Origin of the sequence: Buchnera aphidicola (Periphyllus testudinaceus) (genome assembly GCF_964059035.1) — a bacterium.
GTDB classification, from domain to species: domain Bacteria; phylum Pseudomonadota; class Gammaproteobacteria; order Enterobacterales; family Enterobacteriaceae; genus Buchnera_J; species Buchnera_J aphidicola_BN.
In genome coordinates, this window is the sequence record NZ_OZ060380.1 from 378098 (window position 1) to 400856 (window position 22759).

The following is a 22759-nucleotide window of genomic DNA, read 5'->3' on the forward strand; positions in this document are numbered from 1 at the left end:
CATTCTTTTATCTTTATAAATTTAAATTCATAAAAAAAAATAACAAGAGAAAATATAATGTTTAATAAAGGAAATTTTGGAAATTTAATGAAACAAGCGCAAAAAATGCAAAAAAAAATGAAAAAAATACAAAAAGAAATAAAATCTATAAAAGTTATAGGAGAATCTGGAGCTGGATTAGTTAAACTTACTTTAGATGGATCATATAATTGTAAAAAAGTAGACATAGATTATAATTTATTTAAAGATGATGATAAAGAAATTATTGAAGATTTAATTGTAGCAGCTTTTAATGATTCTATAAGAAAAATTAAAGAAAAAAAAAAAGACAGAATATCAAAAATTTCAAATGGAATTCCTATTCCCAGCGATTTAAATTTTCCTATATAAAAAATTTTAATTGTTTTTTAAAAAATATTTTAAACTATAAATTTTTTTAAAAAATTTAAAAATATTATAAATTTTTTTAACAGGAAAAAAAATGAAAATTATTTTAATTGGTTATCCATGTTCAGGAAAAGGAACTCAAGCTCAATTTATCTCTAAAAAATACCAAATACCTAAAATTTCTACAGGAGATTTATTAAGAAAAAAAATTTTTAATAAAAAAATAAACTCTAATAAAAAAATTAATGATAAAATAAAATCTGGAAAATTAGTTTCAGATAAAATAATAATATCTTTAATTAAAAAAAGATTAAAAAAAAATGATTGTTTAAAAGGATATGTTCTTGATGGTTTTCCTAGAACACTAAATCAATTTAAGATTATGCATTTAGAAAAAATAAATATTGATTTTTTAATAGAAATATTAGTATCTAAAAAAAATATATTTAAAAGAGCATTAGGAAGACAAATACATATTCCTTCTGGAAGAATTTATCATAATATTTATAATCCTCCATTAATAAAAAATAAAGATGATATTACAGGAGAAAAATTAATTATTAGAGAAGACGATACAAAAAAAATAATTGAAAAAAGATTAAAAGAATATGAAATATTTAAAAAAAAAATATTTAAATATTGTACTAAAAAAAAAATATTAAAAAATTTAAAATATTTTACAATAAATGGAAATAAAAACTTAAAAAAAATTAAACATTCAATACAAAAAATTTTAATTAAATAAAATTTTAAAATTCACATTATTATATTTGCGCTTTACAGGATTCGAACCTGTGACCCACGGCTTAGAAGGCCGTTGCTCTATCCAACTGAGCTAAAAGCGCTAAAAAATTAAAAATTTTTTTAAGATAAATTTTATTATAAATTATTTTTTTTAAAAATACCAGTTCTAAGTTTTTAATATAAAAAATAAAAAAAATTTAATTATTTAAATAAATGAGAAAAAAATGGTAGCAAAAATAATTAATGGATTAAAAATTTCCAAAAAAATTCAAAAAAAAATTAAAAATGAAATAAATATAAGAAAAAAAAATGGATTATTAATTCCAGGATTAGCTGTTATATTAATAGGAAAAAATAATTCATCTAAAATTTATGTAAAAAATAAAAAAATTGCATGCAAAAAAGTAGGATTTTTATCTAAAATATTTAAATTATCTGAAAATATTTCTGAAAATAAAGTAATAAATATTTTAAAAAAATTAAATAAAAATAAACTTATTCATGGAATACTTGTTCAACTACCTTTACCAAAAAAATTTAACACCTTAAAAATTCTAAAAAACATTTCTTATAAAAAAGATGTAGACGGATTTCATCCAATAAATATTGGTTTATTATGTCAAAAAAATCCTAATTTACGATCATGCACACCATTAGGAATAATACAACTTTTAAAAAAAATTAAAATAAAAATAAAAGGAATTAATGCATTAATTATAGGAGCATCAAACATCGTTGGAAGACCCATGATGTTAGAATTATTGTTAGCTGGTTGCACAACAACAATTGCTCATAGATTTACAAAAAATTTAAAAAAACATATAAAAAATGCAGACTTAATAATTATTGCTATCGGAAAACCAAATTTTTTACATGGAAAATGGATTAAAAAAGGAGCAATTATAATTGATGTTGGGATAAATAGATTAAAAAACGGAAAAATTGTTGGTGATGTAGATTTCTATTCAAACTATATAAAAGCATCATACATAACTCCTGTTCCAGGAGGTGTAGGTCCTATGACTGTAACAAGTTTATTACAAAATACACTTTATGCATGTAAAAAATATAATGATTTAAAAAAATAATAAAAATATTTTTAAATTTTTTTATCTTGAATAAACACACCTAATTTAATTAATTTTTTTCTTAAAATATCAGATTCAGTCCACAATTTTAATTTACGAGCTTTTTTTCTTTTTTTAATTAAATTTTTAATTTTTTTTTTTGATTTAGTTAAAATATTTTTATTTGAATATTTTGAAAAAAAACCTAAAATTTGACCTAAAAAAAATAATTCTTTTGATAAAAATTCAGATTCTTTAATTTTTTTTTCTCTATAAAAAAAAATTATTTTTTTTGATAATTTTTGTAAAATTAAAAGAGCTAATGGAGTATTAAAGCTATCATTCATATATTTTTTAAAAAAATTATAATAATAAGAATTTTTTAAACAAAAACTTTCTTTATGATTTTTAAAAATGTTCAGACAAAAATAAAATTTTTTTACAATTTTTTCTGATTTTTTTATATTTTTTAAATTATAATATATTGGATGTCTATAATTTGTAGAAAGAAAATAATATCGTATAGTATCTGAATTAAAAATTTTTTTTAAATCTTTAATTAAAAAAGTATTTCCAATAGATTTCGACATTTTTTTATTTTTAAAAATTATCATTCCTGTATGCATCCAATAATTTACAAAATTGGAGTTATTTAAACATTCTGACTGAGCTCTTTCATTTTCATGATGAGGAAAAATTAAATCATTTCCTCCTCCATGAATATCTAAATTTTTTTTAAAGTATTTATTATTTATAGCAGAACATTCTATATGCCATCCAGGTCTACCATTCCCCCATGGAGAATTCCAAAAATATTCTCCTAATTTACTTTTTTTCCATAAAACAAAATCATTTTCTTGAATAAAAATATTAAAATTTTTATTTTTTTTTCTACATAATTCTCCATAATTTTTATAACTTTTAATAGAAAAAAAAACATCTCCATTTGAATGAACATAAGCAAATTTATTTTTAATAAAAAAATAAATTATATCTATAATTTCTTGAATATGATTTGTTGCAAGAGGCTCAAAAGTAGGTTTTAAAAGTCCTAAAAAAGTAAAATCTAAATTCATTTTATGAATTATTTTTTGAGTTAAATGTTTTATACTAATTTTTTTTAATTGAGATTTTTTAATAATTTTATCATCTATATCTGTAATATTTCTAACATATTTTACAGAATATCCTAAATGTTTTAAATAACGATAAACTACATCAAAAAATATAAAAGTTCTTGCATGACCAATATGACAAAAATCATATACTGTAATTCCACATACATACATAAAAACTTTATTTTTTTTAATAGATTTGAATATTTTTTTTTTTCGAGTTAAAGTATTAAATATTTTTAACATTAATATTTCTCTATAAAATAAATTTATTAATTTATATAAAACTAATATTAAATATATAAAAAAGAAAATTAAAAATATGTATAAAAAATTGAAAAAACTTTTAAAATTTCCTATTAATTTTACATTTAAAATTATATGTTTTAATGAAAAAAAAAATAAATATAAAATTTTAAAAATTATTAAAAAAAAAAAATTAAAAATTATAAAATATAATATAAATTTAAGTCAAAAAAAAACATATATATCTTATTCAATTACAATTTATTTTAAAAAATTTTATGAAATAAAATATATTTATAAAAAAATAGGAAATCTTAAATTTGTAAAAATGATTTTTTAAATTACTCTGTTCAGTACAAGTATTTTTAATAGTACTGAACAGTATTTAAAATCTTAAAAATTTTTTAAAAAAAAACTATAAGATATTAAATTTTAAATTACAAACTGGTAACGTTGGCTGCAGATGGACCTTTTTCTCCGTCTGTAATTTCAAATTCTACACTTTGTCCTTCTGCTAAAGTTTTAAATCCATCACTTTGAATAGCCGAAAAATGAACAAAAACATCTTTACTACCATCTTCAGGAGTAATAAATCCAAAACCTTTTGATTCATTAAACCATTTAACATTACCTTTAATCTTAGACATCTATTATTACCTTTACATGAAAATATTATATAATTCTAATATTTAATTTAAATAAAAAAATTTAAAAAAATAAATTTTTTATTTATAAAATTATTTTTTTTAAAAATATTTAATTACATATGTTAAAAAATAAACTCTTATTTTTAAAATCTCCATTTTTTAAAAATAAAAGTTTATATTTTTTTATAAAAATTTTATTATTTTTTAGTATTATGTCTTATAATTTAAATAAGCCTGGAAATTTCCTACTCTCACACGGGGAGACCCCGAACTACCATTGGCGTTATAATGTTTCACTTCTGAGTTCGGAATGGATTCAGGTGGTACCATTACACTATTTTTACCAGGCTTTTTTAAAAATTTTTTTACACTATATATTTTAATATATAATATTATATATTAAAATATACATTAATATAATATTTTTTTTATTTTCGGTAACAAGCATTTTTTTTTTTTTATATATTTTTTTTATTTAAACAAATATTTTTAAAAAACACCTCTGGCGTTGTAAGATTAAGCCTCTCGGGTAATTAGTACTAGTTAGCTAAACATATTGCTATGCTTACACATCTAGCCTATCTACGTTGTAGTCTTCAACGACCCTTCAGTAAACTACAAAAGTTTCAGGGAAGATTAATCTTGGGGTAAGTTTCGTGTTTAGATGCTTTCAGCACTTATCTTTTCCGCATATAGCTACCGGGCAATGCCATTGGCATGACAACCCGAACACCAGTGATGCGTCCACTTCGGTCCTCTCGTACTAGAAATAGATCCCCTCAATCTTCCAACGCCCACGGCAGATAGGGACCGAACTGTCTCACGACGTTCTAAACCCAGCTCGCGTACCACTTTAAATGGCGAACAGCCATACCCTTGGGACCTGCTTCAGCCCCAGGATGTGATGAGCCGACATCGAGGTGCCAAACACCGCCGTCGATATGAACTCTTGGGCGGTATTAGCCTGTTATCCCCGGAGTACCTTTTATCTGTTGAGCGATGGCCATTCCATTCAGAACCACCGGATCACTAAGACCTGCTTTCGCATCTGATCGCGTCATCACGCTCTCAGTTAAACTGGCTTATGCCTTTGCACTAACCTTACGATTTCCGACCGTAATTAGCCAATCTTTGTACTCCTCCGTTACTCTTTGGGAGGAGACCGCCCCAGTCAAACTACCCACCAGACATTGTCTCTACACCGGTTAACGGTGCTAGGTTAGAATATTCATATTTAAAGGGTGGTATTTCAAGGTTGGCTCCACTATTACTAGCGTAATAGATTCATTGCCTCCCACCTATCCTACACATTAAATATAAATATTCAGTGTCAAGATATAGTAAAGGTTCACGGGGTCTTTCCGTCTTGCCGCGGGTACACTGCATCTTCACAGCAATTTCAATTTCACTGAGTCCCAGATGGAGACAGCCTAGCCATCATTACGCCATTCGTGCAGGTCGGAACTTACCCGACAAGGAATTTCGCTACCTTAGGACCGTTATAGTTACGGCCGCCGTTTACCGGGGCTTCATTTTAAAGCTTCAAGTTTAACCTTTAACTTCTTTATTTAACCTTCCGGCACCGGGCAGGCGTCACACCGTATACGTCCATTTTCATGTTTGCACAGTGCTGTGTTTTTAATAAACAGTTGCAGCCAGCTGGTATCTTCGACTAACTTCGGCTTATAAGAGTAAATCTTATTTACCTACAAATTAGCGTGCCTTCTCCCGAAGTTACGGCACCATTTTGCCTAGTTCCTTCATCTGGGTTCTCTCAAGCGCTTTAGTATACTCTACCTAACTACCTGTGTCGGTTTGTGGTACGATTTAAATTTATTTGAAGCTTAGAGGATTTTCTTGGAAATTTGGTATAAATTACTTTGTTACCGTAATAACTCGTCATAACGCCTTAACTTAATAAATATTCGGATTTTCCTAAATATTCACGTCTACACGCTTAAACCAAGACAACCGTCGCTTGGATAATCTAACCTCTTTCGTCTCCCCATCGCAATAAATTTAAGCACAGGAATATTAACCTGTTGTCCATCGACTACGCTTTTCAGCCTCGCCTTAGGTGTCGGCTTACCCTGCCTCGATTAACGTTGGACAGGAAACCTTAGTTTTTCAGCGAGCAGGTTTTTCACCTGCTTTATCGTTACTCATGTCAGCATTCGCACTTCTGATTCCTCCAATGTATTTTACAATACATCTTCTATGGTTTACAGAACGCTCCTCTACCCAGTAAAAAAATCTTACTGCCGCAGCTTCGGTACATAGTTTTAGCCCCGTTAAATCTTCCGCGCAAGCCGACTTGACCAGTGAGCTATTACGCTTTCTTTAAATGATGGCTGCTTCTAAGCCAACATCCTGGCTGTTTATGCCTTCTCACATCGTTTCCCACTTAACTATGATTTTGGGACCTTAGCTGGCGGTCTGGGTTGTTTCCCTTTCCACAACGAACGTTAGCACCCGCTGTGTGTCTCCCGTGATAACATTCTACGGTATTCGGAGTTTGCATCGGATTGGTAAGCCAGTATGACCCCCTAACCGAAACAGTGCTCTACCCCCGAAGATGAATTTCACGAGGCGCTACCTAAATAGCTTTCGAGGAGAACCAGCTATCTCCCGGTTTGATTGGCCTTTCACCCCTAGCCATAGGTCATCCGCTGATTTTTCAACATCAGTCGGTTCGGTCCTCCAATTAGTTTTACCTAACTTTCAACCTGCCCGTGGCTAGATCACCGGGTTTCGGGTCTGTACCCTGAAACTAAATCGCCTATTTCAGACTCGGTTTCCCTTCGGCTCCCCTTAAAAAATCGGTTAACCTTGCTACAGAGTACAAGTCGCTGACCCATTATACAAAAGGTACGCAGTCACTCTATAAAATTGAGCTTCTACTGCTTGTACGTACACGGTTTCAGGATCTATTTCACTCCCCTAACAGGGGTTCTTTTCGCCTTTCCCTCACGGTACTAGTTCACTATCGGTCAGTCAGGAGTATTTAGCCTTAGAGGATGGTCCCCCTATCTTCAAACAGGATTTCTCGTGTCCCGCTTTACTTTTCGAGTTTATAATATATTTTTTTTCATATACAGGGCTTTCACCTTGTATCGCTAACTTTTCCAAGATTATTCTATTAAAAATTACATTATAATTTATACTCTGGGCTGTTCCCCTTTCGCTCGCCACTACTAAGGGAATCTCAATTGATTTCTTTTCCTCAAGGTACTTAGATGTTTCAGTTCCCTTGGTTTGCTTTATTTATCTATTTTATTTAATAAATAATGTTATATAAAAATATAACAGGTTTCCCCATTCGGATATCATCGGTTATAACGTTTCTTATCAACTTACCGACGCTTTTCGCAGATTAGCACGTCCTTCATCGCCTCTGACTGCCAAGGCATTCACCATGTACGCTTATTTGCTTAATCTTACAACCCACAGGTGTTTTTTATAATTATTTAAATTATGCTTGTTTCCGAATTTTTAAAGAACTTAAAACAAATTATATTATATTTAAAAAAATAATTTTTTCTTGAAAAACAATTGTATCACAATATTAAAAAATAACAAATATATTTTTTAAAAAATATTATTGTCCCCTAGGGGAATTGAACCCCTGTTGCCGCCGTGAAAGGGCAGTGTCCTAGACCGCTAGACGAAGGGGACTTTAATTTTTAAAATTTTAAAAACATATTTTTTTATATTTTTATTTTTTTATAACTCAAATAAAAATTTTTCATAACTAATGTAATCATTTTACATATTCAAACGCAAGAGTCAAGTTTTATTTTAAAATATAAACAAAAAAAAATAATAAATTTTTTTATATATAAAAAAATTATGCTATTTTTTACTTAAAAAATTAACAGTTTTTTTTATATCTGGAAAAATATTATTCCATAAAAAAAATGAATGCGCTGCTTGATGTATTAACATTCCAATTCCACTATATATTTTTTTAGCTCCATAAGATTTGCAAAAATTCATAAAAACAGTATTTTTATCTCCATAAAACATATCATAACATATTGTTTTTTTATTAATGATATTACAAGGTATTAAAGGAACTTCATTAGAAATTCCTGAAGAAGTAGCATTAATAATTAAATTAAATCTCATATTACTTAAATTTCTTAAAGTAATAGATTCAATATTTCCAAAGTTTTTAAATTTATTTGACAAAATTTTCGCTCTTTCAAAAGTTCTATTTGTAAGAAAAATATTACATCCAAATTGTAATAAAGGATATATAACTCCTTTCGCAGCTCCACCAGCTCCAATAATTAATAAATTAAATTTTTTTTTAACAATATTATGAAATAATAAATCAGACAAAAAACCAATTCCATCAGTATTATCTCCTAAAATATTTCCATTATCGAATTTTTTTAATGTATTAATAGAACCAGAAATTTGAGCTCTTTTAGTAATTTCATTACATAAAGAAAAAATTTTTTCTTTAAAAGGAAGAGTTATATTTGCTCCTTTACCTCCTTTATTAAAAAAAGATAAAATATCTTTTAAAAAAAAATTTTTTGAAGCGCATATTTTTATATATTTATAATCTAAACTATATAACTTATAAAAAAAATTATGTATATCAGGAGATTTACTATGATTAATAGGATTTCCAAAAACAGCATAAAATTTATTTTTATACAAATTAACCACGAATTTTTTCTCCAGTTAACAAATTAATAATTTTTGAAGGTTTTTTTTTATTTCCTAAAAAACCTTCTAATATTGGAAAATTTTTTCCAAAAATATCTTTAATTTCTTGAGAATTTATACAAGGTTTATTTCCAGAAATATTAGCACTAGTAGAAATAATTGGTTTTCCAAAAAATAAACATAAATTTTTAATAAACTTATTTTTTGTAATTCTCACTGCTATAAATTTAGAATTTCCAGTTAACCAAAAAGGTATTCTTGGATTTGCTGGAACAAGATAAGTTAAAAAACTTTTATTTTGTAATAAAACATCTTTTTTTTTTAAAATTTTTTTTTCTATAATATATGGAAGTAATTGATTATAATTACTAGATAATATTATAAATCCTTTATTAACACTTCTATTTTTTAAAAATAATAATTTTTTCACTGCATACTCACTATCTGGATCACATCCTAATCCAAAAATTGATTCAGTAGGATAAGCAATAACTTTTTTTTTATGTAATTTTCTTATACAATATTTTAAAGATTGAAAAAAATTTTTATTCATTTAACCAATCCTAACAAATTTTTTAAAAAAATAATTTTAAAATATTTATATTTAAAAATATAATTTCATATATACTAAAATTTTAAGTTCAATTTAAAATAAAAAAATAAATTAATTATGTCAATTTTAAAAATACTAAAATACCCAAACATAAAACTACGAAATATAGCTAAACCAGTTACAAAATTTAATAAAAATTTAAAAAAAACAGTAAATGATATGTTTGAAACTATGAATAAAACGAATGGAATTGGATTAGCTGCTATACAAGTACAAATTAATCGTCAAATAATAATAATAGATAAAATATATCCTTTAAAAAAACCTTTAGTATTAATTAATCCAAAAATTTTAAAACAATCTGGAAAAATTTATATTAAAGAAGGATGTTTATCTATTCCAAAATATGAATATATAACTAATTCTAGATCTAAATTCATCACTGTAAAAGCTTTCAATATTTTTGGAAAAAAAATAATTTTACATGCAAAATCTATTTTATCTGTTTGCATACAACATGAAATAGATCATTTAAAAGGAATATTATTTATAGATTATTTATCTCCTTTAAAAAGAAATAGAATTGAAAAAAAAATTAAAAAAAATGAAAAATAAAAAAATTGTTTTTGCTGGAACAAACAAATTTTCTTCTGAACATTTACACGAATTACTTATAAATAAATTAAATATATTAAATGTAATTACCAAAAAAGATAATAAATTTAATAAAAAAAACAAAACTTTTTCTGAAGTAAAAAAAATTTCATTAAAAAATAAGTTAAATATAATTCAACCAAAATCTCTAAATTCAAAAAAAATTTATAAATATTTAAAAAAAAAAAAACCAGATATTATGATAGTAGTATCATATGGTTTATTAATACCTAAAAAAATAATTAATTTATTTACTTTTGGTTGTATTAATATACATACTTCACTCTTACCTAAATTAAGAGGACCTTCCCCAATACAATATTCTCTTATTCAAGGAAAAAAAAAAACTGGAATTACTATTATACAAATAAATGAAAAAATAGATTCAGGTGATATTTTATATCAAAAATCTTTAATAATAAAAAAAAACGAAACATATAAAACATTAATAAAAAAACTATCAATACTTGGAAAACAATCATTAATAAAATGTTTAAAAAAGATATTTTTAAAAAAAATTAAAAAAATTAAACAAAAAGAAAAAAATGCAACATATACAAAAAAAATTAATAAAATAGATGGATTAATAAATTGGAACTCAAGTGCAAAAAAAATAGAACAAAAAATTAGAGCATTTATTGTATGGCCAGGATCATTTTTTTTTATAAAAGAAATTATGATTAAAATTTGGAAAGTAAAAGTAGTAAAAAATTCCAATAAAAATATTCCTGGAAAAATTATTAAAATAAACAAGCATGGAATTTTTATTACAACAAAAAAAAATTTAATTAATATTAAAATACTTCAAATTCCAGGAAAAAAAAAAATTACAACTAAAAATATAATACATTCTTATAAAGATTTATTTAAAATAGGTACTAATTTAAATAAAAAACCATCATAAGAAATTAAAATAATATTTTTTAAATTAAAATAAAAAACAGAACGGCATCTTATGCCGTTTGTTTTTTATAAAATTTCTAAACATATAATTAATTTTAAGATTTACTTTTATTTTCTATTCTTTGTTCTCTGTTTACTAATAAAATATATGCCATTGGAGAGTTATCTCCAGATCGAAACCCACATTTTACAATTTTTATATACCCACCTGGCCTATTTAAAAAAAATGGACCTATATCTTTAAATAATTTATAAACAATAAAATTATTTCGAATTCTTGAAAATATTAATCTTCTATTGGATAAATTATCAATTTTAGAAATCGTAATAATTGGTTCTACTTTTCGTCTTAATTCTTTCGACTTAGCTAAAGTAGTTTTAATTTTCTCATATTTTATTAATGAACAAATTAAATTTTTTAACATAGCCTTTAAATGACTACTTTTTCTATTTAATTTACGACCAACTTTTTGATGTCGCATAATCTATCATATTCCTTTCTCTATGCATTTTTTATTCTTCTGTAATACTTTCAGGAGGCCAATTATGTAATTTAGTTCCTAAAAATAAATTTCGAGAAGATAATATATCTTTTATTTCAGTTAATGATTTTTTTCCCAGATTTGGAGTTTTTAATAAATCTACTTCAGTTTTTTGTATTAAATCTCCAATATAATGTATAGATTCTGCTTTTAAACAATTTGCAGATCGAACGGTTAATTCTAAATCATCAACAGGTTTTAATAAAATTGGATCAAATTCAGGTTTTATAACTTTTTCTACTGGTTTACAAATATCCTTTAAATCTACAAAAGATTCTAATTGATCTGATAAAATAGTAGCTGCTTTTCTAATAGATTCTTCTGGATCAATAGTTCCATTAGTTTCCAATTCTATAATTAATTTGTCTAAATCGGTTCTTTGTTCTACTCTAGCAGCTTCAACTTGATAAGAAACACGATCAATAGGACTATAACATGCGTCTATTAATAATCTACCTATATAACTTTCATTATCTTCAGTTTTTATTCGAGAAGAAGCAGGAGAATATCCTCGACCTCTTTGAACTTTAATCTTCATATTTATAGATGCATTATCATCTGTTAAATTGCATATAACATGACTTAACTTAACAATTTCAACGCTTGAATCACATTTTATATCAGATGCAGTAACAACACCTATTCCTTTTTTTTTTAACATTAAATAAGAAGAATTTTTTCCATGAATTTTAACAGCTAATTTTTTTAAATTTAGTAATATCTCTAATATATCTTCTTTAATTCCTTCTTTAGTGCTATATTCATGCAAAATTCCATCTATTTCAACTTCTGTCACAGCGCATCCAGGCATAGAAGATAAAAGAATTCTACGTAACGCATTTCCTAATGTATGCCCAAAACCTCTTTCTAAGGGTTCTAAAGTAACTTTAGAATGAGTTAAGCTGAATTTTTTAATATCAACTAAACGAGGTTTTAAAAAATTTATTAATAAATCTGACATTATGTGAAACCTTTAAAAAATATTATTTAGAATAAAGCTCTACAATTAAATGTTCATTTATTTCAGATGATAAATCTGATCTATCTGGAATTCTTTTAAAAACTCCTTTCATTTTTTTTACATTTACTTCTATCCAAGATGCTAATTCTTTTTGTTCAAACAATTCTAAAGAAGCTTGTATTCTTAAATGTTTTTTAAATTTTTTTCGTACTTCAATAACATCATTTACAGAAACTTGAAATGAAGGTATATTTACAATTACATTATTTACAGTAATAGATTTATGATTTACTAATTGCCTAGCTTCAGACCTAGTTGAACCAAATCCCATTCTATAAACTATATTATCAAGTCTATTTTCTAATATCTGTAACAACTTTTCTCCAGTATTTCCTTTATATTTTGAAGCCATTTTATAATAATTACAAAATTGTTTTTCTAATACACCATATAATCTTCGTACTTTTTGCTTCTCTCGTAATTGTACTCCATAATCTGATAATCTTTGTTTTCTTATTCCATGTTGTCCTGGTAAATGATCAATTTTGCATTTTGATCCAATAGGCCTTAATCCAGATTTTAGATATAAATCAGTTTTTTCTCTTCGACTTAATTTTAATTTTGGACCTAAATATTTTGCCATAATATTCTCTATCAAAACTTTAATAAAAAATTACACTCTTCTTTTTTTAGGAGGTCTACATCCATTATGAGGAATAGGTGTAACATCAGTAATATTTGTAATACGAAATCCTGCAGAATTTAAAGCTCTAATCGTAGACTCTCTTCCTGGTCCAGGACCTTTTACCATTACATCTAAATTTTTTATACCATAATCTTTAATTTTTTCTGCGCATTTTTCTGCAGCTACTTGTGCTGCAAAAGGTGTAGATTTTCTAGATCCTCTAAATCCAGAACCTCCAGACGTTGCCCAACCTAAAGAATTTCCTTTTTTATCGGTAATAGTAACAATTGTATTATTAAAAGAAGCATAAATATGTGCAATACCATCTGTTATTTGTTTTTTAATACGTTTTTTTATTCGAATCTTTTTTTTTGGCATAATTCTAAATACCTAAATTATTTTTTTATTAATTTACGAGGGCCTTTTCTAGTACGTGCATTAGTTTTTGTCCTCTGTCCACGAACAGGTAATTTTCTACGATGACGAACTCCTCGATAACACCCAAGATCTATTAATCGTTTAATTTTTAATGTTTTTTCTCTTCTTAAATCACCTTCTACTACAAATTTTAATACAATAGATCTTAATTCTTCTAATTTTTCTTTATCTAATTTAGAAACATATACACATTCATCTATTTTTAAAGAACGACAAATTAATCTAGAACGAGATTTACCTATTCCATAAATCGATGTTAAAGAAATTATTATACGTTTATTATCAGGAATATTAATTCCTGCTATACGAGTCAATTTTAAAAACTCCTTATTTACTATAAATATATTTAAAATAGTTTAAATTAAAAAATTCAAAATTTTTTAAAAGATATTAACCTTGTCTTTGTTTATGTTTTGGATCATTACTACAAATAACACGAACCACATTTTTTCTACGTATAATTTTACAATTTCTACATAGTTTTTTTATAGATGTGCGTACTTTCATATTTTTCTACCTACTATACAAAAAAATATTTATTTTTGTAAATTTAAATTTGCTCTTCTAAAAGAAGATTTATATTGATTAGACACTACTAATGTTTGCAATTGAGTTAACAAATCAATAATTACAACTACTACTATTAATAACGATGTTCCTCCAAAATAAAATGGAACATGCATAAAAAAACGCATAAAATCAGGTATTAAACATATAAAAACAATATACATAGAATTAATAAAAGTTAATTTAAACATAATTTTTTTAATATAATTTGAAGTATTTTCACCTGGACGAATACCTTTAATAAAAGCACCAGATTTTTTTAAATTATCAGAAGTTTCTCGAGAATTAAAAGCTAAATTTGTATAAAAAAAACAAAAGAAAATTATAGATATCGTATATAAAAATATATAAATTAATTTACCTGGTTGTAAGTTTTCATACATAAAATTTAAAAAAACATGAGATTTTAAATTACTTCCTCTAATCCACGAAATAATTGTTACTGGAAACAAAACAATAGTAGAAGAAAAAATAGCCGGAATAACTCCAGACATATTTATTTTTAAAGGTAAATGAGCTGTATGAGAAGAGTATAAATAATTTTTTTGTTGTCTATTTGAATAATAAATAGTAATTTTTCTTTGACTTCTTTCTATAAAAACAACCATATAAATAATAGAAAAAATTAAAAAAATTATTATAAATAACATACTAAAACTTAAATTTTTAAATTTTAAATCTTCTAAAGTATGAGCTATAGCAATAGGTAAATTTGCTATTATTCCTGAAAAAATAATTACTGAAATTCCATTCCCTAATCCATATTCTGTAATTAAATCTCCTATCCATATTAAAAAAATTGTTCCAGTTACTAAACTAATTATTGCTGTTATATAAAAATAAAAATCTAAATGAAAAATTAATTGCCTCATTCCAGGAATGTTAGGTAAACTTAAAGATATTCCAATCGCTTGAATAATCGATAAAAATACAGTTAAATATTTAGTATATTGATTAATTTTAATACGTCCTGATTCACCTTCTTTTTTCAATTCCTTCCAAGAAGGATATATAAATGTTAATAATTGAATTATTATTGAAGAGGAAATATATGGCATAATTCCTAATGAAAAAATTGATGCTCGATTTAAAGATCCTCCAGAAAACATATTCAACATTTCAACAAAAGTTCCTTGTTGATTTTTTAATAACTGAGATAAAGATAAAGTATCAATTCCTGGAACTGGAATAAATGAACCTAAACGAAAAACTATTAAAGAAAATATTAAAAATAAAAATCTTTTTTTAATTTCAGAAAAATTTTTTATAGAATTTTTATTATTTAGTTTTATTTTTTTATTATCCATTATTATTTATGATTCCTCTATTTTTCCTCCATAAGATTCAATAATAATACGAGCCCCTTTAGTCACAGATAATCCTTTAATTACTAAAACTCTAGAGAATTTTCCAGAAGAAATAATTTTAACATGCTGAATATATGATTTAATAATATTTCTTTTTTTTAAAATTTCTAAATTTATTATATTCTCACTTAATCGAGATAACTCAGATAATTTTAATTCTGCTTTTATTTTTTTTTTTCGTGAAATAAAACCAAATTTTGGAATTCTTCTATAAAATGGAGTTTGCCCACCTTCAAATCCTCTACGAATACTACTCCCAGTTCTAGATTTTTGTCCTTTATGACCTCTTCCAGAAGTTTTTCCTAATCCAGATCCAATACCTCTACCTACACGTTTTTTTTTTTTTTTTTACAATTTATAAATATAGTATTTAGATACATATATTTTACCTATTTAACTTGTAACATATAAGAAATTTTTTTAACCATACCAATAATAGATTTATTTTTTTTTCTTTGTACAGTATGATTAATATATCGTAATCCTAATCCCTTTAAAGTTAATTTATGTTTTGGAAGTATTCCAATACTACTTTTTATTTGTTTTATAATCAAAATTTTTTCCATAATTTTTACTCTAAAATTTCTTGAATAGATTTATTTCGTTTTTCAGCTATTTCTTTTGGAGATTTCATATTTAATAATCCATTAATTGTTGCTCGAACAACATTCATTGGATTAGTAGAACCATATGTTTTTGCTAAAACATTTTGAACTCCAGAAACTTCTAATACGGCTCTCATAGCTCCTCCAGCAATTATTCCTGTTCCTTCAGAAGCTGGTTTCATAAATATTTTAGAACTTGTATAAGATTCTACAATAGAATGCTGTAAAGTTTTATTTTTTAATTCAAAACTAATCATATTTTTTTTAGCACGTTCCATAGCTTTTTGAATAGCAAAAGGAACTTCTCTAGCTTTTCCATACCCAAAACCTACTTTTCCATTTTTATTCCCTACTACAGTTAATGCAGTAAAAGAAAAAATTCTACCTCCTTTTACAGTTTTTGAAACACGATTTACTGTAATTAATTTTTCTTGTAATTCTCCAACATTTTTTTTTTCATTTATCATAAATCATTTTTCCTTAAAACCGAAGACCAAATTTACGAGCGGAATTTGCTAATGCTTCAATTCTTCCATGATATTTAAAACCTGAACGATCAAAAGAAACTCGTTTAACTCCTTTTTTTAATGCTCTTTCTGCTATAATTTTCCCAACAAATTGAGCAGCTTTTTTATTTCCAGTATAATTTAAATTACAATTAATTTTTTTTTCTAAAGTAGAAGCAACAGCTATTATAGAATAATTATCAGAAGAAATAACTTGAGCGTACATATGACGAGAAGTTCTATGAATTACTAAACGAACTGACTTTAAAGATTTTAATTTAAATCTAATTTTTAAAGATCTTTTTTTTCTAATTTTATTTTTAACATTAAAACTAATCATACTATTTTTTTTTCGCCTCTTTTATTTTAACAAATTCATTAAAATAACGTATTCCTTTTCCTTTATACGAATCTGGTTTTCTATGAAGTCTTAAATTTGCTGAAACTTGCCCAACTAATTGTTTATCTATCCCTTTAATTAAAATCTCTGTAGAAGATAATAATTCAACATCAATTCCACACGGAAGTAAATATATAACATTATGTGAATAACCTAATGACATTATTATTTTTTTTACTGTAGAATTTTCTAAAGAAAACTTATAACCAACTCCAACTAAAATTAATTTCTTAGAAAATCCATAAGTAACACCTAATATCATAGAATTAATTAAAGATCGTACTGTTCCAGCTTGCATCCAACCATTAGAAGTAGAGTTTTTAGATTTAAAACTTAATATTTTATTTTCCAAATTTATTTGTACTAAAGAATTAAAATCACGTTTTAAAACACCTTTCTTTCCCTTTACTGTGATATTTTTATTATTTAATATAATTTCAATATCATCAGGGACAATTATTGAGCGTTTAGCAATTCTAGACATGACTTTCTCCTAGTTAAGAAACATAACAAACAATTTCGCCACCTAAACCTTTTTTCTTTGCTTCCTTATCTGACAAAATTCCTTTTGAAGTAGAAATAATAGAAATTCCTAATCCAGACATAACTTTAGGAAGATCATTTTTTTTTTTATATACTCTTAATCCAGGTTTACTTACTCTTTTAATGATTTCAATAACTGGTTTTCCTTTAAAATACTTTAAAAATATTTCTAAAGAAGATTTTAAAGATTTTTTTATAAAAAAATCTTTTATATAACCTTCTTTTTTTAATAAAATAACAATTTCTTTTTTAAAATTAGAAAAAGGAACTATTACTGAAATTTTATTAGCAGATTGTCCATTTCTAATACGAACAAACATATCTGAGATAGGATCATGCATACTCATAATATTTTTCCCAAAAATTAAAATTATATTTTTTACCAACTTGATTTTCTTAACCCTGGTATTTCTCCTCTCATAGCTGCTTCTCTTAACTTAATTCTACTTAATCCGAATTTTCTTAAAAAACCATGAGGTCTTCCTGTTAAGCAACAACGATTTCTTTGTCTTGATAAACTAGAATCTCTTGGTAATTTTTGTAACTTTAAAACAGATTTCCAACGTTCTTTTTTAGATACATTAAGATCTAAAATCATTAATTTTAATTGTATTCTTCTTTTATAAAATTTTTTTGACAAATTAATTCTTTTTATTTCTCTTGCTTTCATAGATTGTTTAGCCATTTTAATACATACCTTTTTTATTTATTCCGAAAAGGAAAATTAAATCTTGATAATAAAGAAAAACCCTCTAAATTTGATTTTGCTGTAGTAATAATAGAAATATCTAATCCTCGAATTTTATCAATTTTATCATAATCAATTTCAGGAAAAATAATTTGTTCTTTAATTCCTAAATTATAATTTCCAAAACCATCAAAAGAACGTTTAGAAAATCCTCTAAAATCTCTAATTCTAGGCATAGCAATATTTATTAATTTATTTAAAAAATGCCATTTTCTTAATCCTCTTAAAGTTACTTTGCATCCAATCATATATCCTTGTCTAATTTTAAAACCAGCAATAGATTTTCTAGCTTTAGTTACAACCGGTTTTTGACCTGATATAAGAGACAAATCAGAAATTGCATAATCTAATTTTTTTTTATTTGATATCGCTTCTCCAACTCCCATATTTAATACAATTTTATTAATTTTAGGAACTTGCATTAAAGATTTATAACGAAATTGTTTCATCATTTTTGGAACTATATTTTTTTTATAAAAACTATACATATCACTCATAATTGTATTCCAAATTACTGTATACATAAATTGTTAGATTTAAAAAATCTTATTTTTTTTCCTTTTTTAAATTTAAATCCTATTCTATCTGGTTTATTTGTTTTAGGATTTATTAAAGAAATATTAGAAACATGAATATAAGACTCTCTTTTAATAATTCCCCCAGATTGATTTTGAGATGGAATAGGTTTTTGATGTTTAGTAACCATGTTTATTCCTTCTACAATAACTTTTTCTTTAGATAAAATTTTTTTAACAATTCCAATTTTTTTTTTATCTCTTCCAGTTAAAACAATTACTCGATCATTTAATCTTATTTTAGATGCCATTGTTATATGAATACCTATATTTTTATAATACTTCCGGAGCTAAAGAAATAATTTTCATAAATTTCTCTGTACGTAATTCTCGAGTTACTGGTCCAAAAATTCTGGTTCCAATAGGTTGTTCATTATTATTTAAAACAACACAAGAATTACTATCAAACCGAATTAATGAACCATCAGATCTTCTAATACCTTTTTTAGTACGCACTATAACAGCTTTTAAAACTTCTCCTTTTTTAACTTTACCTCTTGGAATAGCTTCTTTTATAGTAATTTTAATAACATCTCCAATATTTGCATATCTACGCTTAGAACCTCCTAAAACTTTAATACACATTGCAGAACGAGCACCAGAATTATCGGCAATATTTAATATAGTTTGCTCCTGTATCATAATATAATTTTTTCCTTTTTTTGTACATTTTTTTTAAAAAACTATTTTTTATTCTAGAAAACATGAAGCTAAATTCTTTATCATGTTTTCTAAATTTTATTCTTTAAGAAATACATTTTTTTATAATATCAACTAAAATCCAAGATTTTGTTTTTGAAATCGGTCTACATTCTTTAATAAAAACTTTATCTCCTATAGAACATTCATTTAATTTATCATGTACATGAAATTTAGTTCTCCTTTTTATAAATTTTTTATAAATTGGATGTTTAATAAATCGATCTACAGCTACAATTATAGATTTTTGCATTTTATTACTTATTACATAACCTTGCAAAAATTTATTTTTTTCTGACATTTAATAATTCCTTTTCAAACAAAAGAGTTTTAATAACAGAAATATTTTTTCTATTTATTTTTAATAAATGAGTTTGAGTTAATTTTTTAGAAGATAATTGCATACGTAAATTAAATTGTTCTTTAAATAAACTTAATAATTCTATCTGAAGAAATTTAGAATCTTTTTGTCTCAATTGTTTTGTATTCATTAATTTTCCGATTTTAATACAAATATTGTTTTTACAGGTAATTTTGCTGCTGCCAATTTAAATGCTTCACGAGCAAGAGATTCAGAAATTCCATTAATTTCATATAAAATTTTTCCAGGTTGTATTAAAGAAACCCAATATTCTACATTTCCTTTCCCTTTTCCCATACGAACTTCTAATGGTTTTTGAGTAATAGGCTTATCAGGAAAAATACGTATCCAAACTTGACCTAATCTTTTAATATATCTTGCAATACTTCTTCGAGCTGATTCAATTTGACGAGAAGTTAAACGACCTCTTGTAATAGCTTTTAAACCATAAGATCCAAAAATGATACTATCATTAAAAATTAAACCTCTATTACGTCCTTTATGCATTTTTCTAAATTTTGTTTTTTTAGGTTGAAGCATTTTAAAAAATTCTCCTTACTTCAGAAGTCTTTTGTTTTGTTTTAAAAATTGAACATTTAATGGAATTTTTTTAATTTTTGGCATTCCGCTTAAAATTTCTCCCTTAAAAATCCAAACTTTTACTCCGACTACTCCATAAGTAGTATGTGCTTCTAAAGAACTATAATCAATATCTGCTCTTAAAGTATGTAATGGAACTCTTCCTTCTCTTTGCCATTCTGTTCTAGCTATTTCTGCTCCACCTAATCTACCACTAATTTCTACTTTAATACCTTGAGCTCCATTTCTCATAGAATTTTGTATTGCTCGTTTCATAGCTCTTCTAAACATAACCCGTCTTTCTAATTGAGAAACTATATTATCTGCAACTAATTTCGAATCTAATTCTGGTTTTTTAATTTCAGAAATAGTAATTTGAGAAGGAACTTGAGATATACTAGAAATTTCTTTTCTTAAACTTTCTATATCCTCTCCTTTTTTTCCAATTACAATTCCTGGTCGAGCAGTATATATAGTTACCTTCATAGTTTTTGAAGGTCTTTCTATAACAATTTTAGAAACTGATGCTCTACACAACTTTTTCATAAGAAATGTACGAACTTTAAAATCGTTACTTAAATAATTAGAAAAATCTTTACTTTCTGCAAACCATATAGAATTCCATTGTTTTATAATTCCTAATCTCATTCCATGTGGATGTACTTTTTGTCCCATTATTGTATTATCTCCAAAATTTTTAATCTGAAACTACAATTGTAATATGACTAGTACGTTTTAAAATTTGATCTGCTTTTCCTTTAGCTCTAGGCATCATTCGCTTCATAGTTGGACCTTCATCTATTAAAATTTGACTAATTTTTAATAGATCTATATCTAATCCTTTATTATTTTCTGCATTAGAAATAGCAGATTCAAGTACTTTTTTTATTAAAAACGATGCTTTTTTATTAGAAAAATTTAAAATATCTAAAGCTTTATCAACTTTTTTTCCACGTATTAAGTCTGCTACTAATCTTAATTTTTGAGCAGAAGAACGAGCTTTTTTATATTTTGCTACAATATTCACAAATTTATCCTATTTTTTAAAAAATTTAACGTTTTTTTATTTTTCTATCAGCTGAATGTCCTCTATAAGTTCTAGTTAAAGAAAACTCTCCTAATTTATGACCAACCATTTCATCTGTAATAAAAACAGGAATATGTTGTTTTCCATTATGTATAGAAATTGTTAATCCTATCATATTTGGAAAAATTGTAGAACGTCTAGACCAAGTTTTAATAGGTCTTTTATCTTTTTTCAAAATTGCTAATTCTATTTTTTTTAATAAACTTTCATCAATAAACGGTCCTTTTTTCAAAGATCGAGGCATAAAATATCCTATGTTAAATTATTTTTTACGAGAACGTATAATAAATTTTTTAGTTCTTTTATTTTTTCTAGTTTTTTTACCCTTAGTTTGAACTCCCCAAGGTGTAACTGGATGTTTTCCAAAATTTCTACCTTCACCTCCACCATGAGGATGATCTACAGGATTCATGGCAGTGCCTCGTACAGTAGGTCTAATTCCTCTCCAACATGATGCACCTGCTTTTCCTAAAACTTTTAACATATGCTCAGAATTTCCAACTTCACCAATCGTAGCTCTACAACAAGATAAAATTTTTCTCATTTCACCCGAACGCATACGAACATTAATATAATTTAATTCTTTAGAAATAATTTGTAAATAACTTCCAGCTGAACGTGCAAGTTGACCACCTTTTCCAGGTTTTAACTCAACATTATGAATTAATGAGCCAACTGGAATTTTATACATTGGTAATGAATTTCCTATCTTTATTTTTGAATTTATTCCAGAACAAATTTTAGATCCTATTTTAAGCCCCTTTGGTGCTAAAATATAATTATATTCACCATCTTTATATAAAATCAATGCAATATTTGATGAACGATTCGGATCATATTCTAAACGTATTACAGTTGCTAAAATATTATCTTTATTTCTTTTAAAATCTATAATACGATATAATTTTTTATGACCTCCACCTATATGTCTTGTAGTAATTCTACCTTGATTATTTCTTCCCCCGCTTTTATTTTTTTTTTGTAATAATTTAGAAAAAGGTTTACCTTTATATAAATCTGAATTAACTACTTTTATTACATGCCTTCGACCAGGAGATGTGGGTTTACATTTTATAATTGCCATAAACTATTCTCTAATA

Annotated in this window: 33 protein-coding genes, 2 tRNA genes, 2 rRNA genes and 1 pseudogene; 6 read left to right on the top strand and 32 right to left on the bottom strand. The window is 25.2% G+C overall.

The features are described from left to right. Positions 1-57 precede the first annotated feature (57 nt). Together AB4W45_RS01740 and AB4W45_RS01745 are read left to right on the top strand one after the other, a co-directional pair. The gene (locus AB4W45_RS01740; RefSeq protein WP_367671134.1) at positions 58-390 is read left to right on the top strand and encodes a YbaB/EbfC family nucleoid-associated protein; all 333 of its coding nucleotides are present in this window, start codon (positions 58-60) and stop codon (positions 388-390) included. 91 nt (positions 391-481) lie between these two features. Beyond that, a complete protein-coding gene (locus AB4W45_RS01745) occupies positions 482-1132 on the top strand; it encodes an adenylate kinase family protein (RefSeq protein ID WP_367671135.1) in 651 nt (216 codons plus the stop codon). 26 nt (positions 1133-1158) lie between these two features. Here AB4W45_RS01745 and AB4W45_RS01750 read toward each other — a convergent pair. Next, positions 1159-1232 (bottom strand) — tRNA-Arg (locus AB4W45_RS01750). 123 nt (positions 1233-1355) lie between these two features. On the opposite strand from AB4W45_RS01750, the gene folD reads away from it, so the two are divergent. Further along, the gene (folD, locus tag AB4W45_RS01755) at positions 1356-2219 is read left to right on the top strand and encodes a bifunctional methylenetetrahydrofolate dehydrogenase/methenyltetrahydrofolate cyclohydrolase FolD (RefSeq protein ID WP_367671136.1); all 864 of its coding nucleotides are present in this window, start codon (positions 1356-1358) and stop codon (positions 2217-2219) included. Positions 2220-2230: 11 nt separating this feature from the next. On the opposite strand, the gene cysS is transcribed toward folD, so the two are convergent. Further along, entirely contained in the window at positions 2231-3559 is a 1329-nt protein-coding gene (cysS, locus tag AB4W45_RS01760; protein WP_367671137.1) for a cysteine--tRNA ligase, read from the bottom strand. A 76-nt stretch (positions 3560-3635) separates the two neighbouring features. Between cysS and AB4W45_RS01765 the strand changes: the two genes are divergently transcribed. Further along, a complete protein-coding gene (locus AB4W45_RS01765) occupies positions 3636-3899 on the top strand; it encodes a DUF493 family protein (RefSeq protein WP_367671138.1) in 264 nt (87 codons plus the stop codon). A 97-nt stretch (positions 3900-3996) separates the two neighbouring features. Here AB4W45_RS01765 and cspE read toward each other — a convergent pair whose 3' ends face one another. The 6 genes from cspE to AB4W45_RS01795 all read right to left on the bottom strand — a co-directional run bounded on the left by cspE (position 3997) and on the right by AB4W45_RS01795 (position 9439). Then, positions 3997-4206 (bottom strand): transcription antiterminator/RNA stability regulator CspE, encoded by a 210-nt coding sequence (gene cspE / locus AB4W45_RS01770; RefSeq protein ID WP_367671139.1) that lies wholly within the window; start codon positions 4204-4206, stop codon positions 3997-3999. 232 nt (positions 4207-4438) lie between these two features. After that, positions 4439-4554 (bottom strand): 5S ribosomal RNA (rrf, locus tag AB4W45_RS01775). A 164-nt stretch (positions 4555-4718) separates the two neighbouring features. After that, positions 4719-7643: ribosomal RNA gene (locus tag AB4W45_RS01780) — 23S ribosomal RNA — on the bottom strand. A 165-nt stretch (positions 7644-7808) separates the two neighbouring features. After that, a tRNA-Glu gene (locus AB4W45_RS01785) sits at positions 7809-7881 on the bottom strand. A gap of 177 nt (positions 7882-8058) precedes the next feature. Next, positions 8059-8886, bottom strand: coding sequence for a shikimate dehydrogenase (gene aroE, locus AB4W45_RS01790; RefSeq protein ID WP_367671140.1), 828 nt, complete (start codon positions 8884-8886; stop codon positions 8059-8061). Further along, entirely contained in the window at positions 8879-9439 is a 561-nt protein-coding gene (locus tag AB4W45_RS01795; RefSeq protein ID WP_367671141.1) for a Sua5/YciO/YrdC/YwlC family protein, read from the bottom strand. Before AB4W45_RS01795 ends, aroE begins: the two co-directional genes overlap by 8 nt. A gap of 117 nt (positions 9440-9556) precedes the next feature. On the opposite strand from AB4W45_RS01795, the gene def reads away from it, so the two are divergent. Together def and fmt are read left to right on the top strand one after the other, a co-directional pair. Beyond that, a complete protein-coding gene (gene def, locus AB4W45_RS01800; protein WP_367671142.1) occupies positions 9557-10054 on the top strand; it encodes a peptide deformylase in 498 nt (165 codons plus the stop codon). After that, entirely contained in the window at positions 10044-10997 is a 954-nt protein-coding gene (gene fmt, locus AB4W45_RS01805; RefSeq protein ID WP_367671143.1) for a methionyl-tRNA formyltransferase, read from the top strand. Before def ends, fmt begins: the two co-directional genes overlap by 11 nt. Before the next feature lie 94 nt (positions 10998-11091). On the opposite strand, the gene rplQ is transcribed toward fmt, so the two are convergent. From rplQ to rplB, 24 genes and pseudogenes are all read right to left on the bottom strand, one after another. Continuing rightward, the gene (gene rplQ, locus AB4W45_RS01810) at positions 11092-11478 is read right to left on the bottom strand and encodes a 50S ribosomal protein L17 (protein ID WP_367671144.1); all 387 of its coding nucleotides are present in this window, start codon (positions 11476-11478) and stop codon (positions 11092-11094) included. 31 nt (positions 11479-11509) lie between these two features. Further along, positions 11510-12499, bottom strand: coding sequence for a DNA-directed RNA polymerase subunit alpha (gene rpoA, locus AB4W45_RS01815; protein ID WP_367671145.1), 990 nt, complete (start codon positions 12497-12499; stop codon positions 11510-11512). 22 nt (positions 12500-12521) lie between these two features. After that, the gene (gene rpsD, locus AB4W45_RS01820; protein WP_367671146.1) at positions 12522-13142 is read right to left on the bottom strand and encodes a 30S ribosomal protein S4; all 621 of its coding nucleotides are present in this window, start codon (positions 13140-13142) and stop codon (positions 12522-12524) included. Between the two features lie 30 nt (positions 13143-13172). Continuing rightward, positions 13173-13562 (bottom strand): 30S ribosomal protein S11, encoded by a 390-nt coding sequence (gene rpsK / locus AB4W45_RS01825; RefSeq protein ID WP_367671147.1) that lies wholly within the window; start codon positions 13560-13562, stop codon positions 13173-13175. Between the two features lie 17 nt (positions 13563-13579). Further along, the gene (gene rpsM / locus AB4W45_RS01830) at positions 13580-13936 is read right to left on the bottom strand and encodes a 30S ribosomal protein S13 (RefSeq protein ID WP_367671148.1); all 357 of its coding nucleotides are present in this window, start codon (positions 13934-13936) and stop codon (positions 13580-13582) included. 76 nt (positions 13937-14012) lie between these two features. After that, positions 14013-14129: a 50S ribosomal protein L36 gene (gene rpmJ, locus AB4W45_RS01835; RefSeq protein WP_265226468.1), complete on the bottom strand. Its 117-nt coding sequence runs from the start codon at positions 14127-14129 to the stop codon at positions 14013-14015. 29 nt (positions 14130-14158) lie between these two features. After that, on the bottom strand, positions 14159-15496 hold the full coding sequence (gene secY / locus AB4W45_RS01840) for a preprotein translocase subunit SecY (RefSeq protein ID WP_367671149.1): 1338 nt from the start codon (positions 15494-15496) through the stop codon (positions 14159-14161). A gap of 6 nt (positions 15497-15502) precedes the next feature. Beyond that, positions 15503-15936 (bottom strand): annotated as a pseudogene (gene rplO, locus AB4W45_RS01845) (50S ribosomal protein L15). A gap of 9 nt (positions 15937-15945) precedes the next feature. After that, a complete protein-coding gene (gene rpmD, locus AB4W45_RS01850) occupies positions 15946-16122 on the bottom strand; it encodes a 50S ribosomal protein L30 (protein WP_367671150.1) in 177 nt (58 codons plus the stop codon). Between the two features lie 5 nt (positions 16123-16127). Next, complete coding sequence (gene rpsE, locus AB4W45_RS01855) at positions 16128-16628, bottom strand: 30S ribosomal protein S5 (RefSeq protein WP_367671151.1); 501 nt, start codon at positions 16626-16628, stop codon at positions 16128-16130. A gap of 13 nt (positions 16629-16641) precedes the next feature. Further along, positions 16642-17004, bottom strand: coding sequence for a 50S ribosomal protein L18 (gene rplR, locus AB4W45_RS01860; RefSeq protein ID WP_367671521.1), 363 nt, complete (start codon positions 17002-17004; stop codon positions 16642-16644). A 4-nt stretch (positions 17005-17008) separates the two neighbouring features. Continuing rightward, a complete protein-coding gene (rplF, locus tag AB4W45_RS01865) occupies positions 17009-17551 on the bottom strand; it encodes a 50S ribosomal protein L6 (RefSeq protein WP_367671152.1) in 543 nt (180 codons plus the stop codon). Between the two features lie 13 nt (positions 17552-17564). Continuing rightward, complete coding sequence (rpsH, locus tag AB4W45_RS01870; RefSeq protein WP_367671153.1) at positions 17565-17957, bottom strand: 30S ribosomal protein S8; 393 nt, start codon at positions 17955-17957, stop codon at positions 17565-17567. Positions 17958-17989: 32 nt separating this feature from the next. After that, positions 17990-18295: a 30S ribosomal protein S14 gene (gene rpsN, locus AB4W45_RS01875; RefSeq protein ID WP_367671154.1), complete on the bottom strand. Its 306-nt coding sequence runs from the start codon at positions 18293-18295 to the stop codon at positions 17990-17992. Between the two features lie 17 nt (positions 18296-18312). Beyond that, positions 18313-18855, bottom strand: coding sequence for a 50S ribosomal protein L5 (gene rplE / locus AB4W45_RS01880; RefSeq protein ID WP_367671155.1), 543 nt, complete (start codon positions 18853-18855; stop codon positions 18313-18315). A 14-nt stretch (positions 18856-18869) separates the two neighbouring features. Further along, positions 18870-19184, bottom strand: coding sequence for a 50S ribosomal protein L24 (gene rplX / locus AB4W45_RS01885; RefSeq protein WP_367671156.1), 315 nt, complete (start codon positions 19182-19184; stop codon positions 18870-18872). Positions 19185-19206: 22 nt separating this feature from the next. Further along, positions 19207-19575, bottom strand: a complete 369-nt coding sequence (gene rplN / locus AB4W45_RS01890) for a 50S ribosomal protein L14 (protein ID WP_367671157.1) — start codon at positions 19573-19575, stop codon at positions 19207-19209. A gap of 103 nt (positions 19576-19678) precedes the next feature. After that, positions 19679-19933, bottom strand: a complete 255-nt coding sequence (gene rpsQ, locus AB4W45_RS01895; protein ID WP_367671158.1) for a 30S ribosomal protein S17 — start codon at positions 19931-19933, stop codon at positions 19679-19681. Beyond that, positions 19917-20123: a 50S ribosomal protein L29 gene (rpmC, locus tag AB4W45_RS01900; protein WP_367671159.1), complete on the bottom strand. Its 207-nt coding sequence runs from the start codon at positions 20121-20123 to the stop codon at positions 19917-19919. Before rpmC ends, rpsQ begins: the two co-directional genes overlap by 17 nt. Then, positions 20123-20533, bottom strand: a complete 411-nt coding sequence (gene rplP, locus AB4W45_RS01905) for a 50S ribosomal protein L16 (RefSeq protein WP_367671160.1) — start codon at positions 20531-20533, stop codon at positions 20123-20125. Before rplP ends, rpmC begins: the two co-directional genes overlap by 1 nt. A gap of 15 nt (positions 20534-20548) precedes the next feature. Next, the gene (gene rpsC / locus AB4W45_RS01910; protein ID WP_367671161.1) at positions 20549-21247 is read right to left on the bottom strand and encodes a 30S ribosomal protein S3; all 699 of its coding nucleotides are present in this window, start codon (positions 21245-21247) and stop codon (positions 20549-20551) included. A 22-nt stretch (positions 21248-21269) separates the two neighbouring features. Further along, entirely contained in the window at positions 21270-21599 is a 330-nt protein-coding gene (gene rplV / locus AB4W45_RS01915; protein ID WP_367671162.1) for a 50S ribosomal protein L22, read from the bottom strand. Positions 21600-21624: 25 nt separating this feature from the next. Continuing rightward, entirely contained in the window at positions 21625-21903 is a 279-nt protein-coding gene (gene rpsS / locus AB4W45_RS01920; RefSeq protein ID WP_367671163.1) for a 30S ribosomal protein S19, read from the bottom strand. An 18-nt stretch (positions 21904-21921) separates the two neighbouring features. After that, the gene (rplB, locus tag AB4W45_RS01925) at positions 21922-22743 is read right to left on the bottom strand and encodes a 50S ribosomal protein L2 (RefSeq protein ID WP_367671164.1); all 822 of its coding nucleotides are present in this window, start codon (positions 22741-22743) and stop codon (positions 21922-21924) included. Between the last annotated feature and the right edge of the window lie 16 nt (positions 22744-22759).